Origin of the sequence: Blastomonas fulva (assembly GCF_003431825.1) — a bacterium.
Lineage (GTDB): Bacteria > Pseudomonadota > Alphaproteobacteria > Sphingomonadales > Sphingomonadaceae > Blastomonas > Blastomonas fulva.
This window is the reverse complement of sequence record NZ_CP020083.1, coordinates 1,447,613-1,464,294: the sequence shown is the minus strand read 5'-3', so window position 1 is coordinate 1,464,294 and position 16,682 is coordinate 1,447,613. Positions and strand designations below refer to the sequence as shown.

Here is a 16,682-nt window from a genome sequence, read left to right as displayed (position 1 = left end):
GATTGCTCCTGCAACCAAAGCCCGCTAGACCCGTGATCACAAGACCGCGCGCCGAAGCGCGGCACTTTGAGGAGCCTTATACCGGTGATCGCCAACACGTCCCTCGACCAGTTTGCGCAGTTCGACAATCTGGTCGCCATGTTCTTTGCCCGCGCCGACGAGCTGGGCGCCAGGCCCTTCTTGTGGGCCAAGCGCGGCGGGGCCTGGGTCTCGATCAGCTGGAGCGAAGCGGCGGGCCAGGTGGCAGAGCTTGCGCATGCGCTGAAAGACATGGGGCTGGCGCGCGGCGACAGGGTGATGCTGGTCAGCGAAAACCGGCCCGAATGGTGCATCGCCGATCTTGCGATCATGGCGGCAGGCTGCATCACGGTGCCGACCTACACCACCAACACCGAGCGGGACCACCAGCACATTCTCGACAATTCGGGCGCGCGCGCGGTGATCGTCTCCAACGCCAAGCTGGCGCGCACGCTGCTGCCCGCGGTGTTGCGCGCGGGCAACGCCTGGCACGTGATCGGCATGGAGCCGATGAAGGTCGGCCAGGCCAGCCGCTTCCGAACCCACAATTGGGCCGATCTGGTGACCGGCGATTCCGCCCGCCAGGCCGATCTGATGGCGCAGGTGCGCGCCGACGCCGCGCTGCTCACCCGCGACGACACCGCGTGCATCATCTACACCAGCGGCACCGGCGGGGCGCCGCGCGGGGTGATGCAGCACCATGGGGCGATCCTGCACAATGTCGCAGGCCCCACCCGCGTGATCGCCGAGGATTTCCGCTGGGAGGACGAGGCGTTCCTCTCCTTCCTGCCGCTCAGCCACGCCTATGAACACAGCGCTGGCCAGTTCTTCCCGATCGGGCTGGGCGCGCAGATCTATTATTCCGAAGGGCTGGAAAAGCTCGCCAGCAACATCGAGGAGGTGCGCCCGACGCTGATGGTGGTGGTGCCGCGGCTGTTCGAAGTGCTGCGCGCACGCATCCTCAAGCAGATCCAGAAGCAGGGCAAGGTCGCCAACTTCCTGTTCGAACGCGCGATGACCTTGGGCGAGAAGCAGCTGGCGGGCCGGGCGGGGCTGGTCGACAAGCCGATGGACTTCATCCTGTCGAAAAGCCTGCGCCCCAAGATCCAGGCGCGCTTCGGCGGCAGGGTCAAGGCGATGGTCTCGGGCGGCGCGCCGCTCAATCCCGAGATCGGCGTGTTCTTCCACGCGCTCGGCATCACGCTGCTGCAGGGCTATGGCCAGACCGAGGCGGCGCCGATCATCGCGTGCAACCGCCCGTCGGTGGGGATCAAGATGGATACGGTGGGCCCGCCGCTCGCCGACACCGAGGTGGCAATTGCCGAGGACGGCGAAATCCTGGTGCGCGGCGAACTGGTGATGCACGGCTATTGGCAGAACCCGGAAGAGACCGCGCGCGTGCTCAAGGACGGCTGGCTGCACACCGGCGACATCGGCCATATCGACGAAGCAGGCCGAATCGCGATCACCGACCGCAAGAAGGACCTGATCGTCAACGACAAGGGCGACAACGTCTCGCCGCAGAAGGTCGAGGGCATGCTGACGCTGCAGCCCGAAATTCACCAGGCGATGGTGATGGGCGACCGCCGCCCCTATCTGGTCGGGCTGGTGGTTCCGGACCCCGAATGGGCGATGGAGTGGGCCACGGCGCAGGGGGTGAAGGTGGATTTTGCCGCGCTGCAGGCCAATCCGGCGTTCAAGTCCGCGGTCCGCGCCGCGCTCGACCGGGTCAATGCCGATCTGTCGGTGATCGAGAAGGTCCGCCAGTTCGCCTTTGCCGATGAGCCGTTCACCATCGAGAATGGCGAGATGACTCCCTCGATGAAGATCCGCCGCCATGTCATCCGCGGGCGCTATCAGGACCGCCTCGACGGGCTGTACAAGGCATGATGCGGTCATCGCGCGAAAGCCCGATTGCGCGAGCGCAGCATCTTTGATAATCGCACCAGCCATGATCACGCCTCCTGAAACCGTCCGCACCAACACCCCCCGCGTCGCCTGCGATGGCGCGAGCGACGTTCGCGGCGGCGCAGCGCTGGGGCACCCGCGCGTCTGGCTGCAGATCGACGAGAAGGGCTATGTCGAATGCGGCTATTGCGACCGCCGTTTCGTGCTGATCGGCGGCCCGGCGGACGTGCAGGAAGCCGCCTGAGCCACGCGCCCACGCGAATTTCCTTGCTATCGGGCAGGGTTATCGCCATATGGCCAACCAAGCAGCGCGCCTAGGCACGGGAATCCTTCCCAAAGCCCCTTACGAACCGGCAGCGTGAACGTCGATCTGCAGTGATCCCTCCGGGATCAGACACAGGTCCGAATGGCCGGGTCATGAAACCCCGCTGCTTGATCCAACGAACATCCCAATTCACGCGGGGCGTTTTCCTGAAGTTCCTGGAACCCCCAGGCGCTTCTGAACCCCGCAATGCGCGCGCCGCCCATTTGGGAGCGGCCAGCGCCTTGCTCTGTATAGAGTACACTTATGTCTTATTTCCATGAACTTGGCCTTGCCGATCCGATCCTGCGCGCGCTCGATTCCAAGGGTTACGATACCCCGACGCCGATCCAGCGCGATGCCATCCCCGCATTGTTGCAGGGCCGCGACCTGCTCGGTATCGCGCAGACCGGCACCGGCAAGACCGCAGCCTTCTCGCTGCCCTCGCTGCATCACCTCGCCAAGGAATCCAAGGGCCGCACGCACAAGGGCGTGCGCATGCTGGTCCTCTCGCCGACCCGCGAACTGGCCGCGCAGATCGCCGAGAACATCCGCGAATATGCGCGCTTCCTGAACCTTTCGGTCAACTGCATCTTCGGCGGCGTGCCGATCTTCCAGCAGAAGAAGAAGCTGGTTCCCGGCACCGACGTTCTCGTCGCAACGCCGGGCCGCCTGCTCGACCTGATCGAGCAGCGCGCGGTGACGCTCGAGAATGTCGAGATCTTCGTGCTCGACGAAGCCGACCAGATGATGGACCTCGGCTTCATCGTGCCGCTGAAGCGCATCGCATCGATGCTGCCCAAGAACCGCCAGAGCCTGTTCTTCTCCGCGACCATGCCCAAGGCGATTGCCGAGCTGGGTGCGCGGTTCCTGAACAACCCGGTCCGCGTCGAAGTCGCCCCGCAGGCGACGACGGCCGAGCGCGTCGAACAGTATGTCACCTTCGTCAGCCAGAGCGAGAAGCAGGCGCTTCTCACGCTCAAGCTGCAGGAAATCCGCCCCGAACGCACGCTCGTCTTCACCCGCACCAAGCATGGCGCGGACAAGGTGGTGCGCGCGCTGGCAGGTGCGGGCATCCGTTCCGCCGCGATCCATGGCAACAAGAGCCAGGGCCAGCGGACTGCCGCATTGAAGGCGTTCAAGGACAACGAAATCAAGGTCCTGATCGCGACCGATATCGCGGCACGCGGCATCGACATCACCGGTGTCAGCCATGTGTTCAACTATGATCTGCCCAACGTGGCCGAGCAGTACGTCCACCGTATCGGTCGTACCGCGCGCAACGGCGCCGACGGCATCGCGATTGCTTTCGTCAGCGGTGACGAGCGCGGCCTGCTCAAGGACATCGAACGCCTCACCAAGGTGAAGCCGGTGCCGATGCCGCTGCCCAAGGGCTTCAGCGAAGCCGCAGCGCAGCTTCCGCCCCCGGTCAAGGCGCCCGTCAATTCGGGCGGCGGCGGTCGCGGTGGCGAACGTGGCAGCGGCGATCGCTCGGGCCCCGGTGGCCGCAACTACGGCCCCAAGCGTGACGGCGCACGTCGTCGCTCGGGCGGTGGTGGTCGTCCCGGTGGCGGCGGTGGCCGCTCGGGTGGCGGTGGCGGCGGCGGTGCCCGCGTCGGCGGCGTCGGCGCGCACAAGGACAGCGTCAAGCGGATCGGCTGATCGAATTTAGAACCCTTCAAATCCTCCCCCAGCTTGCTGGGGGAGGGGGACCGCCAGCGGAGCTGGTGGTGGAGGGGCAGCGGGATCGTACATTTCGGGCGGGGAGCGCAAACTCGCTTCCCCTCCACCATTCGCTTCGCGAACGGTCCCCCTCCCCGAGACAAGCTCGGGGAGGATTTTTTACGCCTTGCCCACCCGGAACAGCATGGCATCGCCGTTCATGCAGTAGCGCAGCCCCGTGGGCTTGGGGCCGTCCTCGAAGACATGCCCCAGATGCCCGCCGCAGCGCCTGCAGTGGACCTCGGTGCGCGGATAGCCCAGCAGGCGGTCGGTGCTGGTCCCCACGGCCTTGGGCAAAGGCGCATAGAAGCTGGGCCAGCCGGTGCCGCTGTCGAATTTGGTTCTGGATGAAAACAACGGCAGCTGGCATCCGGCGCAGATGAAGGTGCCGGCCCGCTTTTCCTTGTCGAGCGGGCTCGAGAACGGCCGCTCGGTGCCTTCGGTGCGCAGGACGTAATACTGGTCCGCGGTCAGCTGGCGCTTCCATTCGGCGTCAGTCCTGGTGATCTCGAACTTGCCCTTGGGCTTTGCGCTGGCGCCGCCGAGCGTGAACGATCCCAGCCCGAACAGGCCTATCCCTGCCGCGCCGATCAGCCCGCGTTCGAAGAAGGTGCGTCTGTCCATATCCTGTCATCCCGTGTCCGTGCCCGGTCTGTTCGACCGGAGCACGATCACAGTTACGCCGGATCAGCCGATTCGGCTTCAATATTTGCTCAGTTGCACCTGCATCGAGCGATAGCCGTGGACGAAGCAGGCGCGCACCCGCTCGGGTTCGGCGAGCACATTCACCCGCATCCGGCGCTTGGCCATTTCCTCGAGCAGGATCGCAATCTGCAGCTCTGCCAGCCGCGCACCGACGCAGCGGTGGATGCCATAGCCGAACGCCAGATGCCGCCGCGCGTTCTCGCGATCGACGATGATGCTGTCAGCGTCCTCGAACACGGTCTCGTCGCGGTTGCCCGAGATGTACCACAAGGCAAGCTTGTCGCCTTTCTTGATGGTCTTGCCGAACAGGTCGTAATCGGCGAGCGCGGTGCGGCGCATATGCGCGAGCGGGGTCTGCCAGCGGATGATTTCCTGCACCGCATTGGGAATCAGGCTCGGGTTCTGCTCGAGCTTCTCGCGCTGTTCGGGGAACTGGTGCAGGCCATAAGCGAGGCCCGACATCGAGTTGCGGGTGGTGTCGTTGCCGCCGACGATCAGCAGGATGAGGTTGCCCATGAACTCGAGCTCGTCCATCTCCGCCATCGCGTCCGAATGAATCATCATCGAGATCAGATCGGGGGTCGGCTCGGCGTTGATCTTGGCGTCCCACAGATTCTTGAAATAGGCGCCCATCTCGTAGAGGTGCTTCAGGCGCTCGGCGCGCAGCTCTTCGGAGTGCACCAGCTCGATGTCACCTGCCCAGTCGGACCATTCGGTCAGCTTGCGGCGGTCGGCCCAGGGGAAATCGAACAGGATCGCGAGCATCTGCGTGGTGAGCTCGATCGACACGGTGTCGACCCAGTCGAACGGCTTGTCCCAGGGCAGGGTATCGAGCAGCTCGGCGGTGCGCATGCGGATATCGTCGGACATCCGCTTCATTTCCGACGGCGTGAACGCGGGCGCGACGGTGCGGCGCTGGCCGGTGTGCTTGGGCCGGTCCATCGCGATGAACATAGGCATGATCAGCTCGGTGCCGTCGTCGATCCGGTCGGCGAGCGTGATGCCGCCGAACTCATAGGATGACGAGAAGATCTCGGGCAGCGCCTCGACGTGCTGGATCGCCTTGTGGCTGGTGACGTTCCAGAAATCGCCGAACGATCCGCCCTGGGTCCAGTGGATCGGATCGTGCGCGCGCAGCTGTGCAAACGGTTCCTGCCAGCGGTCTTCGACATACCATGAGGCATCGCTCATGTCGTAGGTCAGCTCGGCGCCGGGGTCTTTGAAAACGGTGGCCATGGCTCTCTCCTTGCGTGTCGCAATATGACCGGGATGCGATGAGCCCGGCGGCGCCGCTGTTTTGGCGGTCTGCTTGAAAGTCTCACCTTACTGACAGCTTTGTCAATACAGTTTCGATATGCAACGCAGATCGAAGGTTGCAGCGCTGCGACGACCCGCGCGGCGCGGACAAAAAAATGGCCGTGATGTTGCCACCCCGGCCTTGAGTTGTCAGTTCGCAGGAGGAACCTCTGGAGGTCTGTGGCGCGGCTAGCGGTTCGCGCCACAGACCAAACTTGAAAAGTCAGTAATTGTAAGCCCGTTCGCCATGCTCGGCGATGTCGAGACCAGCCTGCTCGACCTCTTCTGTGGGGCGCAGACCGATGGTGAACTTGAGGGCGTAGAACAGGACGGCCGAGACCACGCCGGACCACAGGATGGTGATACCCACCGCCTTGATCTGGGTGATGACCTGGGCGGCCATGTCGTATTCGCCGACCGCTGCCGGGAACACGGTGTAGTCGAAGAAGCCCTGTCCGCCGAGCGCCGGGTCGGCGACGATGCCGGTGCCGATGGCGCCGACGATGCCACCGATGCAGTGGACGCCGAACACGTCGAGCGAGTCGTCATAGCCCATCTTGTTCTTCACCGTGGTGACGAAGAAGAAGCAGACGATCGAGGCTGCAAAACCGAGCAGGATCGAGGTCATGGGAGCGGCCAGGCCCGAAGCCGGGGTGATCGCGACCAGACCGGCGACGGCCCCTGTGGCAGCACCCAGCAGCGAGGGCTTCTTGTGGACGATCTGTTCGATCACGGCCCATGCCACGGTGGCAGCGGCGGTGGCGACGAAGGTGTTGATGAAGGCAACCGCAGTGACGCCGTTGGCTTCCAGGTTGGAGCCGGCATTGAAGCCGAACCAGCCCACCCACAGCAGCGAGGCGCCGATCATGGTCATCACCAGCGAGTGCGGCGGCATGTTCTCTGTCTTGTAGCCCAGACGCTTGCCGATCACGAGGCAGCCGACAAGGCCTGCAATGCCTGCGTTGATGTGAACCACGGTGCCGCCAGCGAAGTCGAGCGCGCCCATGCCCCACAGGAAGCCGGTATCGGTCGGTGCGTCGGGCAGGAAGTCCGGGCCAGCCCAGTACCACACCATGTGCGCGACCGGGAAATAGCACAAAGTCAGCCACAGTACGGTGAAGATGATCAGCGGGGTGAACTTGATGCGCTCTGCAAACGCGCCGACGATCAGCGCCGGTGTGATGCAGGCAAACGTCATCTGGAAGATCACGAACGCGAGTTCGGGGATGTAGACGTTGTTCGAGAAGGTGGCGGCGAAGGTGGTGCCATCGACCCCTGCGAGGAACATCTTGTCGAAACCGCCGACGAAGGGCGAGCCGCTGGTGAAGGCCATGGTATAGCCCCAGCTGACCCAGACCAATGCCGCCACCGAAACGATGGTGAGCACCTGCATTAGCACCGACAACATGTTCTTGGTGCGAACCAGGCCGCCGTAGAACAGCGCGAGGCCGGGGATCGACATCATGAGCACCAGCACCGACGAGATCAGCATCCAGGTGGTGTCGCCCTTGTCGACCATGCCGGCCATCTGCTCGACGGTCGGCGCCTTGATCGGGCCTTCAGCAACGGCTTCGGCGACGGCGGGCGCGGCTTCAGCGACCTGTTCGGCCACCTCCTGCGCCCAGGCCTGCGCCGATACGAAAAACGAAAGCGCGGTCGTCCCGACAACAGCGCCAATCTTGTGCAAAGGTTTCATCATTCCCCCTTCCCCTTACAGTGCCGTGTCGCCGGTCTCGCCGGTGCGGATGCGCGTGGCCGCCGCGAGGTCGAGAACGAAGATCTTGCCGTCACCGATTGAATCCGTGTTTGCCGCCGCCTGGATGGTTTCGACCACCTGAGGCGCGATATCGTCGCTCGCCGCGATCTCGATCTTGAGCTTGGGCACCATGTTGGTGGTGTATTCGGCGCCGCGATAGATTTCGGTCTGGCCCTTCTGGCGGCCAAAGCCCTTCACCTCGGTCACCGTCATGCCGGCAATACCGAGGCTGGTCAGCGCTTCGCGGACCTCGTCCAGCCGGAACGGCTTGATGATGGCTATGATGAATTTCATTACGCCCCCTTTTGTAATTTTGTTGCGAAGCCGAGCCTCGTCATCGCCCGAATGCTACGCAAGCGACGTGCCAAGTCCGGGAATCCGGGGAATCCTAATGAATCGCTAACTGCGCGCCGGGGGGTTCAGTTCAAAATTTGTGCAACTGCGAAAGGGTGCGCAATTTTTAGGCACAGATCATGCTGCATTTGCACAAAAAGACGGCGCCCGTTGCGGCGCCGCGGGTCAGGCCTCGCCCAGCTGCTCCAGCACCGCGCGGGCGCGCGCGGCATCTTCAGGCAGCACCATCAGCCGCGCAGGGGTCATGAACCCCAGGCCAAGTCCTGCCATGCCGCCGTCGAAGATGTGGGCCTCGATGCCCTCTGCGCCCAGCGTCAGCCGGGCCATCTCGGCCTCGATCCGGTCGGCATATTCAGCAATGGCCTTGAGGCTCACGCGGGTTCAGCCCTCGACATCGGTGAAGAACCGGGTCGTCGGGGTGGTGGGCAGGCCATCGATCGACCGGGTACGCTTGGCGGTCTTGGCCAGCCAGGCATCGGGCTTGCTCTGGCGGTGCGCTTTTTTCAGCGTCTCGCGCTCGAGCTCGAACTCCATCACCGGCACGCCCCAGCCGCAGCTGGTCTGCACGCTGTCGACCGTGATGTCGAAGATCTGCCGGGTGCCCGGAAGGATGGTGAAGTGCGCAGCCAGCGCATCCCAGTCGGCATCCTGCGGCAGCACGGGGCGGCCGCGCCCGTAGATGCGCAGGATCAGCGCGGGGTTTTCGAACGCGCAGAACATGATCGTGATCCGGCCATCGGCGACCAGATGCGCGTGCGTCTCGTTGCCCGATCCCCCCAGATCGAGATAGGCGGCGCGCGTTGGGGAGAGCACGCGGAATGCATCATAGCCCTTGGGGCTGAGGTTGATCCGCGCGTTGTCCGCCGCGGTGGCCACGAAGAACACCGGCTGGCGGGTGATGAAGGCGATGTGCTTTTCGCTCAGGGCGTCGCTGAATTCTGACATGGCGCCAGTGTGCGGGAACATGCAGCGGCGCGCAAGTGCGTCCCCTCTTCCCTGCGCCTGCAAAAGCCATTACGGCTCCTGCCCATGACATCTGCTCCAGCCGCCGCAAACTCCGGCATTCCGCGCTCGCTTTACGTGTTTTCCGTCTTCTATGGCGGCATGGTGTGCCTGGCGGGCGTGCTCGGCAACAAGCAGGTCTCGATCGGCCCGCTGGCAGTCGAGGCGGGCATTTTCGCGTTTCTGCTGCTGGTCGTGGTCTCGAGCGCGATCGCCGAACTGCACGGCCGCGACACCGCAAACAGCCTGGTCAAGTTCGGCTTCGTGCCGCTGCTGTTCGCCATGGCGCTGTCGTGGATCGTCTATGCGCTCCCCGCCTCGCCCGACATGGCGCCCGAGAATGCCGATGCCATCCAGCTGATCCTCGGCGCGACGGGACGCATCTGGGCGGCGGGCGTGTGCGCTTATGGCGTCTCGCAGTTCCTCAACGTCTATATCTTCTCGCGGCTGCAGAACATGCCGGGCCGCTGGCTGGCGGTGCGCGGGGTGATCGCGTCCGCCCTCTCGCAGATCGTCGACACGCTGATCTTCGTCACCATCGCCTTTTACGGCGTATTCCCGATCGGCCAGCTGCTGATCGGCCAGATGGCGGCCAAGGTCGCGCTGTCGATTGCGCTGGTGCCGTTCCTGATTGTGTTCTTCGTCCGTCTGGGCAAAAGGCTCGACGCATGACCGACCATCAAGATTCTGGGCACATCCACGACCCCGCACTGCTCGCCAAGGCAGAGACCCTCACCGAGGCGCTGCCGTTCATGCAGCGCTATGCGGGCAAGAGCTTCGTCGTCAAATATGGCGGCCATGCGATGGGCGACCCCGAGCTGGCGCGCGACTTTGCCGAGGATATCGTGTTGCTGAAGGCGGTGGGAATCAACCCCGTCGTCGTGCATGGCGGCGGACCGCAGATCGGCGCGATGCTCAAGCGCGTCGGCGTGCAGTCGCAGTTCGTCGACGGCTTGCGCGTCACCGACCAGGAGACCGCCAACATCGCCGAAATGGTGCTGGGCGCGATCAACAAGGAGTTGGTCACCTGGATCGCGGCCGCGGGCGGCAAGGCGATCGGCATCAGCGGCAAGGACGCAGGCTTCGTCCGTGCGAGCAAGGTCGAACGCACCGTGCGCGACCCCGACAGCAACATCGAGCGCGCGATCGACCTCGGCTTTGTCGGCGAGCCGGAAGCCATCGACTGTTCGGTGCTCAAGACGATATCGGACGCAGGCATGATCCCCGTCGTCTCGCCGATCGGCGTGGGCGCCGACGGACAGACCTACAACATCAACGCCGACACCATGGCAGGCGCGGTCGCAGCGGCGTTGGGCGCATCGCGATTGTTCCTGCTCACCGATGTCGCAGGCGTGCTCGACAAGGCCAAGCAGTTGCTCTCCGACCTGACTCCTGCCGACATTGCTGCCTTGCGCGCCGACGGCACGATCAGCGGCGGCATGATCCCCAAGCTGGAAACCTGCGTCCATGCGGTCGAACAGGGCGTGGATGCCGCGGTTGTCCTCGATGGACGCGTGCCGCATGCCATGCTGCTGGAAATCTTCACCTCGCGCGGGGCAGGTACGCTGATCCGGGCCTGATGGACTCGAGCCGAAAGGCCCGAGCCGTTTTAGTCTTGTAATACACCCAAGTTCGCCCTAGATATCGGGCAACGCCATAATGAGAGACCTATGCAGATCCTGCTCGAAATCCTGGACATAGTGCTAACGGTGGTGACCTGGTTCATCATCATCCAGATCGTGCTGTCCTGGCTGGTCGCATTCAACGTTGTCAGCATGCAGAACGATCTGGTCCGCCAGATGGTCGAATCGCTCAATCGGATCACCGAACCGCTGTTCCGCCCGGTGCGCAAGATCATGCCCGATCTCGGCATGATCGATCTGGCGCCGATGGTGGTGCTGCTGGTGATCATGATCGTCCAGCGCTCGATCATCCCGCGGCTGTGGGTCCAGTTCGCCTGAGCTGCGCAAATCCGCGCTCTGCTGTGGCAATGACGCGCATTTGACGTTAGAGCGGCGGGTATGACAGCCCGTAACATCGCCAGCATCATCGACGGCAAGGCCTTCGCGGCCGGCTTGCGCGCGCGCCTCGCCGCGCTTGTCCCAGATTTCGTGCGAGCCACGGGCCGCGCGCCCGGTCTTGCCGTGGTGCTGGTGGGCGACGACCCGGCAAGCCAGGTATATGTCCGCTCCAAGCACAAGGCGACGGTCGAGGCCGGGATGCTGAGCTTCGAGCATCGTCTGTCCGCCGACACCACCCAGCAGGCGCTGCTCGATCTGGTCGCAACGCTCAACGCCGACGATGCGGTCGATGGCATTCTCGTCCAGCTGCCATTGCCTGCGCATATCGACGACAAGGCGGTGCTTGCGAGCATCGATCCGGCCAAGGATGTCGACGGCTTTCATGTCGTCAACGCGGGCAAGCTCGCGGTCGGCGAAGAGGCGCTGGTCCCGTGCACGCCGCTGGGTTCGCTGATGCTGCTGCAGGATGCGCTGGGCGATCTTTCGGGGCTGCACGCGGTGGTGATCGGCCGATCGAACATCGTCGGCAAGCCGATGGCGCAGTTGCTGCTTCAGCAGAGCTGCACCGTCACCATCGCGCACAGTCGGACGCGGGATCTGCCCGCGATCGTGCGGCTGGCCGATATCGTCGTTGCCGCGGTGGGCCGCCCCGAGATGGTGCGCGGCGACTGGATCAAGCCGGGTGCGACGGTGATCGATGTCGGCATCAACCGCGTGCCGGGGGCCGAGCCAGGCAAGACCCGGCTGGTGGGCGATTGCGCCTATGACGAATGCGCCGCCGTCGCAGGCGCGATCACGCCGGTCCCCGGCGGGGTCGGCCCGATGACCATAGCCTGCCTGCTGCGCAACACCCTCGTCGCGGCATCGCGCCGCGCGGGCGTGAACGCGCCGGAGGGCTTGTGATGAGCGCTGCGCAAACTCTTTCTCGGCAGGCGCTGCTGTCGCTGGCCGTCGCCATGGTGCTGACCCCGATCGCCGCATCCGCCCAGCAGGGCCCACCGCGCGGCGACCGGCGCGGGCCGCCGCCACGGCCCGAGGGGCAATCCTATGCCAATTCGAGCGCGGTGCTGGTTGCCGAGATCGCCTTTGCGCGTCTGGCGCAGGACAAGGGCCAGTGGACCGCGTTTCGGGAAACCGCATCTGCCGATGCCGTGATGTTCGTCGACCAACCGGCGCTCGCGCAAAGCTGGCTCAAGGGCCGCGCCGATCCGGCGCAAGCGGTCAAATGGCAGCCGCAAAAGCTGTTCATGGCGTGCGATGGCCGCACCGGAGCTTCGACCGGGGCATCGCAGTTCCCCGGCGGCGCGGTGGGTTACTACACCACCGTCTGGCAGAACCTGGAAAAGCCGCGCGCCAAGAGGGCCGACTGGAAATGGGTGCTCGACCATGGTGCCATGCTGGCTGCCCCGCGCGCGGGCGACGAGATGATCTCCTCGCGCACCGCCGTGTGCACCGGCGAACCCAAAAAGCTGCTCGAAGGCATACAGATGGGACCGCTGGCCAAGGGTGACGCGATCGCCGCCCCCACCGCCAGCGGCGCGCGCGCGTCAGCCGACGGCACGATGATCTGGCGCTGGAACGTGCGCGCCGATGGCAGCCGCACCGTCACCATCGACCTGTGGAACGGCACCGGTTTCGACACGGTGGTGCGCGACGATGTTCCGGCAGGTGCGGCATGATCGAGCTTTTCGTTTCCGCCTTCATCACCCTGTTCGTGGTGATCGACCCGCCCGGTTGCGCGCCGATCTATGCCAGCATGACCACCGATGCCAATGCGCAGCAGCGCCGCAGCATGGCCATCCGCGCGGTGATCGTGGCGGGCGGCATCCTGCTGGTGTTCGCGCTGTTCGGCGAGGCTTTGCTGTCCTCGCTGCACATCGAACTCAACAGCTTCCGGATTGCAGGCGGCATCATGCTGTTCCTGATCGCGCTCGACATGGTGTTCGAAAAGCGCACCGAGCGCCGCGAACAGCGCGCGCAGAAGGTGATCGAGACGCCCGAGATCGAGGATGTCTCGATCTTCCCGATGGCGATGCCGATGATCGCCGGCCCCGGCTCGATCGCTTCGGTCATGCTGCTGGTCTCGCAGAACAGCGGCCTCGACCGCGCGCTGACGATCCTCGCCGCACTGCTCGCGGTGCTGCTGCTGACCCTGATCGCGTTGCTGACCGCAGGCCCCCTGATGAAGCTGCTCGGCGCCAAGGCGGAGGCCGTGATCACCCGCCTGCTCGGCGTGCTGCTCGCGGCACTGGCCGCGCAGTTCGTTATCGATGGGTTGCGAGCGAGTTTTCAGTAGGGTGGCTGGACGGTGTCGAAGCAGCATACAGCCCTGTTTCTTACCCCAGACTATCCGCCTCCGCCCATTCCTGAAACAGGTCAGGACAGAGCGGTGGAGGACCGCTTTCGAGTTGGGCTGGGAAAAAGCTGCCCGTCTGCAAGCGTTTAGAGTTTCGGACGCCGTGAGGCGTCGGAAAGTCGACGGTGCCCGAACCCGCGGTCGTCAGGTGCTGATGTCTATGGGGATTTCGATTTTGGGCTTGTGGGAGCAGCGGTGGGTGCTGCCGATAAGCGGACGGAACTGAAAGCGGACTGGCTGCTTTTGGGGTGACGAGCGGGTTGCCGTAAATCGGACCGTCCGATTTTGGAGGGCGCAGGTCTGCTTTTGGTGGGTGATGGCGCAGTGCTCTGTGCTCCCCGAAGCACGGTCGCTTCGGGGCCGGTTGAAGGCAGGCCGTGCCGGGTCACGACGATGTTCTCCCGGATGCGTTGACAGGATGCGGTGGTGCGCGCGGCTGATATCTGCGCTCGAAAGTCTCGATGATGACCATGCTGCCACCGCAGCACGGGCACGGTGGCCGATGGTCCGGCGGATCGACAGCCGTGTCATCGATGGCAGGTGGCGCAACCGCCAGCAGTCGGCGGGCGTGTTCGAGATGGGCCTTGCGGGTCGCACCGGCCAGCAGCCCGTAATGGCGTATCCGGTGGAACCCGCGTGGCAGGTTGTGCAGCAGGAAGCGACGGATGAACTCGTCGGCGCCTAAGGTCATGTCCTGCTGGCGCTGCGCGCCATTGCGGCGATAATCCTTGTAGCGGAACGTGACGCCTTCACTGTCGAAGCGGAGGATGCGGCTGTTCGAGATGGCGACGCGGTGGGTATAGCGCGCCAGATAGGCGAGCACCGCCTCAGGTCCTGCAAAGGGCGGCTTGGCATAGACCACCCAGCGCTTTCTGCGGACCGGTGACAGATGACGCAGAAAGGCCCGCCGCTCGGCGAGATGCGCCAGGCTGCCGAAGAACCCGAGCTTGCCGGCATCGTGGAGCGCGATCAGCCGCGTGAGGAACAGGCGGCGGAACAGGGCGCCCAGGACACGGACGGGCAGAAGAAAGGCCGGGCGCGCAGATATCCAGCGCTCGCCATCACGCGCGATACCGCCGCCGGGCACGATCATATGGACATGCGGATGATGGGTAAGCGCCGAGCCCCAGGTGTGGAGTACAGCGGTAATGCCGATACGTGCGCCCAGATGCCTGGGGTCGGCGGCGATGGTCAGCATCGTCTGGGAGGCGGCCTTGAACAGCAGGTCATAGAGCAGCGCCTTGTTGTGGAACGCAATGGCGCTGACCTGTGCCGGGAGCGTGAACACGACGTGGAAATAGCCCACCGGCAACAGGTCGGCCTCGCGCTCGGCCAGCCAGGTACGCGCGGCTGCTCCCTGGCACTTGGGGCAATGCCGGTTGCGACAGCTGTTATAGGCGATCCGCCAATGCCCGCAGTCTGTGCAGGCTTCGACGTGACCGCCCATTGTAGCGGTGCGGCAATGCTCGACGGCCGACATGATCTTGAGCTGGTGCAGGCTCAGATGCCCGGCATGGGCAATGCGATAGCCAGGCCCTGCAACGCGGAAGATGTCGGCCACCTCTATGGAGGTGCGCACCGGGCCTCAGCCGTCGGGCACCTGCGCGGTGGATGAGGTCAAGGCCAGCCTGTCGAGCGGACTGATCACCGCTCGCATCGTCTTGGTTGCCACCTGTGTGTAGAAAGCGGTGGTGTTAAGCTTGGCATGGCCCAGCAACGCCTGGATGACGCGGATATCGACCCCGTCCTCCAGCAGATGGGTGGCGAAGCTGTGCCGCAAGGTGTGCGGGCCGACCCGCCTTGTGATGTCCGCTGCCTCGGCTGCCTCGACGACGACGCGATACAGCTGCCGGGTGCTGATCGGCAGCAGCGCGCTTCTGCCTGGGAAAAGCCAGCTGTCTGCATGCAACACGCCCTGTTGTCGTCCGGCGCGCCACCACTCGCGCAGCAGCACGAGCAGGCCTTCGGGCAGCATGGCGTTGCGATATCGGCCACCCTTGCCACGCTCGATACGCAGCACCATGCGCTTGCTGTCGATGTCGCGCACCTTGAGCGCCGAGACCTCGCCGACGCGCAGTCCCGCGCCATAGGCAACCGACAGCGCTGCCTGATGCTTGAGGCAGGTCGTGGCCTCCAGCAACCGCTTCACCTCGTCCTGGGTCAGCACCACGGGGATCTTGCGGGCGTGCGAAGTGCGCACCAGCTTGCGCGCCAGATCGGGCCGATCCAGCGTGTGGGTGAAGAAGAACCGCAGCGCTGCAACTATGCTGTTCATCGTCGGCACCGGAACGCCGGTCTCGCGTTGGTCGATCTGGAAGCGCCGCAGATCCTCTGCAGTTGCCGTGTGCGGCGAGCGTCCCAGCCATGTGGCGAAACGTCCAACATCGCGGATATAGTTGCGCTGCGTCTCGCGGCTGAAGCGCCGCATGTTCATGTCCTCGATCAACCGCTGGCGCAGCGGGCTGACCGTACCGATCGCTATAAGCTCGTTCATCGTTCGACTCCTCAGGTTGAAGGAGTCGAAATGGTCTGCCCACCACGGACACTGTTCAATCCAGGCGCTGCGCCCGCGCCGTCAGCTTAGCTTCACCCCAAACACCACTCCCGCGAAGCGGGTTCGTGCAACGACCCCATAGCGGCCGTTGCAAACATTCGGTGGCTCCGCTAATTTTCGGTTATGAGAAAGCGTTTCACAATCCTGATCTTGGCATTCGCAACATTGCCGGCAAACAGTGTGTCACTTGCTGCTGCTCAACATAATTCAGTAGATCCCGAACTTATAATCACATCCGTTGAAGAAGACATTGTATTGCTTGGCAAGCCGCTCCGAAAATTGGTCGGACTAATGTCGATTGTCAATCATGGAGGAGAAGATCTTTGCATTCAAACCGATATATTGGCGAACGATTTATCACCCCATGTAGTTATTAATGACGACACGCGGGGACTTCCGCACCCACCCCTTGCGGAAGGCATCACTCGAATTGGTCAGGGCAAAGCTGTCTCGTTCAAAAGGGTGGTTGCCTTTCGCGAACTGGATCGGCCCAAAAGGCGACTCCGAGTGCGGGCCACAGTCTCTGCGTCGTGGTGCGATCGCGAAGTCTTTATCCGGTTAAGGTCGAATGTGTTTAGGGGTTGAGCGGGTTTGACCCTTCGACAGCTATCCACCCAAATTCGGCCGCCCCAAGTGCAACCAAAATGCACCGAAAGCGGTCATACCGGACGTAAAACACTGGAGATTTG

The 16,682-nt window shown here is 64.1% G+C and carries 17 protein-coding genes; 9 read left to right on the top strand and 8 right to left on the bottom strand.

Features of this window, described 5'->3' with window-relative positions; genetic code table 11:
* Positions 1-138 precede the first annotated feature (138 nt).
* From B5J99_RS06890 to B5J99_RS06880, 3 genes are all read left to right on the top strand, one after another.
* Positions 139-1,908 (top strand): AMP-dependent synthetase/ligase, encoded by a 1,770-nt coding sequence (locus B5J99_RS06890; protein ID WP_117353390.1) that lies wholly within the window; start codon positions 139-141, stop codon positions 1,906-1,908.
* A 61-nt stretch (positions 1,909-1,969) separates the two neighbouring features.
* Complete coding sequence (locus B5J99_RS06885; protein WP_054136483.1) at positions 1,970-2,170, top strand: zinc-finger domain-containing protein; 201 nt, start codon at positions 1,970-1,972, stop codon at positions 2,168-2,170.
* A 324-nt stretch (positions 2,171-2,494) separates the two neighbouring features.
* Positions 2,495-3,889, top strand: coding sequence for a DEAD/DEAH box helicase (locus B5J99_RS06880; RefSeq protein ID WP_117351972.1), 1,395 nt, complete (start codon positions 2,495-2,497; stop codon positions 3,887-3,889).
* Positions 3,890-4,069: 180 nt separating this feature from the next.
* Here B5J99_RS06880 and msrB read toward each other — a convergent pair whose 3' ends face one another.
* The 6 genes from msrB to B5J99_RS06850 form a co-directional block, all read right to left on the bottom strand.
* Positions 4,070-4,573 carry a peptide-methionine (R)-S-oxide reductase MsrB gene (gene msrB / locus B5J99_RS06875; RefSeq protein WP_117351971.1) on the bottom strand — a complete coding sequence of 168 codons (504 nt, stop codon included), beginning with the start codon at positions 4,571-4,573 and terminating at the stop codon, positions 4,070-4,072.
* A gap of 78 nt (positions 4,574-4,651) precedes the next feature.
* On the bottom strand, positions 4,652-5,890 hold the full coding sequence (locus tag B5J99_RS06870) for a cytochrome P450 (protein ID WP_117351970.1): 1,239 nt from the start codon (positions 5,888-5,890) through the stop codon (positions 4,652-4,654).
* Between the two features lie 283 nt (positions 5,891-6,173).
* On the bottom strand, positions 6,174-7,646 hold the full coding sequence (locus B5J99_RS06865) for an ammonium transporter (protein WP_117353389.1): 1,473 nt from the start codon (positions 7,644-7,646) through the stop codon (positions 6,174-6,176).
* A gap of 15 nt (positions 7,647-7,661) precedes the next feature.
* Positions 7,662-8,000 (bottom strand): P-II family nitrogen regulator, encoded by a 339-nt coding sequence (locus B5J99_RS06860; protein ID WP_054136003.1) that lies wholly within the window; start codon positions 7,998-8,000, stop codon positions 7,662-7,664.
* Between the two features lie 225 nt (positions 8,001-8,225).
* The gene (locus tag B5J99_RS06855) at positions 8,226-8,435 is read right to left on the bottom strand and encodes a putative signal transducing protein (RefSeq protein WP_054136004.1); all 210 of its coding nucleotides are present in this window, start codon (positions 8,433-8,435) and stop codon (positions 8,226-8,228) included.
* Between the two features lie 6 nt (positions 8,436-8,441).
* Entirely contained in the window at positions 8,442-9,005 is a 564-nt protein-coding gene (locus tag B5J99_RS06850) for a pyridoxamine 5'-phosphate oxidase family protein (protein ID WP_117351969.1), read from the bottom strand.
* Positions 9,006-9,089: 84 nt separating this feature from the next.
* On the opposite strand from B5J99_RS06850, the gene B5J99_RS06845 reads away from it, so the two are divergent.
* From B5J99_RS06845 to B5J99_RS06820, 6 genes are all read left to right on the top strand, one after another.
* Positions 9,090-9,734 carry a queuosine precursor transporter gene (locus tag B5J99_RS06845; protein ID WP_054136006.1) on the top strand — a complete coding sequence of 215 codons (645 nt, stop codon included), beginning with the start codon at positions 9,090-9,092 and terminating at the stop codon, positions 9,732-9,734.
* Complete coding sequence (gene argB / locus B5J99_RS06840) at positions 9,731-10,642, top strand: acetylglutamate kinase (protein WP_054136007.1); 912 nt, start codon at positions 9,731-9,733, stop codon at positions 10,640-10,642. The genes B5J99_RS06845 and argB overlap by 4 nt, the downstream gene beginning before the upstream one ends.
* Positions 10,643-10,732: 90 nt before the next feature.
* Positions 10,733-11,023, top strand: a complete 291-nt coding sequence (locus tag B5J99_RS06835; RefSeq protein WP_054136008.1) for a YggT family protein — start codon at positions 10,733-10,735, stop codon at positions 11,021-11,023.
* Positions 11,024-11,083: 60 nt separating this feature from the next.
* On the top strand, positions 11,084-11,986 hold the full coding sequence (folD, locus tag B5J99_RS06830; protein WP_117351968.1) for a bifunctional methylenetetrahydrofolate dehydrogenase/methenyltetrahydrofolate cyclohydrolase FolD: 903 nt from the start codon (positions 11,084-11,086) through the stop codon (positions 11,984-11,986).
* Positions 11,986-12,762 (top strand): hypothetical protein, encoded by a 777-nt coding sequence (locus B5J99_RS06825; protein WP_117351967.1) that lies wholly within the window; start codon positions 11,986-11,988, stop codon positions 12,760-12,762. Before folD ends, B5J99_RS06825 begins: the two co-directional genes overlap by 1 nt.
* Positions 12,759-13,379 carry a MarC family protein gene (locus B5J99_RS06820; protein WP_054136011.1) on the top strand — a complete coding sequence of 207 codons (621 nt, stop codon included), beginning with the start codon at positions 12,759-12,761 and terminating at the stop codon, positions 13,377-13,379. Before B5J99_RS06825 ends, B5J99_RS06820 begins: the two co-directional genes overlap by 4 nt.
* A 445-nt stretch (positions 13,380-13,824) precedes the next feature.
* Here B5J99_RS06820 and B5J99_RS06815 read toward each other — a convergent pair whose 3' ends face one another.
* Positions 13,825-15,018 carry an IS91 family transposase gene (locus B5J99_RS06815; RefSeq protein WP_117351966.1) on the bottom strand — a complete coding sequence of 398 codons (1,194 nt, stop codon included), beginning with the start codon at positions 15,016-15,018 and terminating at the stop codon, positions 13,825-13,827.
* Between the two features lie 6 nt (positions 15,019-15,024).
* On the bottom strand, positions 15,025-15,933 hold the full coding sequence (locus B5J99_RS06810; RefSeq protein ID WP_117351965.1) for a tyrosine-type recombinase/integrase: 909 nt from the start codon (positions 15,931-15,933) through the stop codon (positions 15,025-15,027).
* Positions 15,934-16,682: the final 749 nt, after the last annotated feature.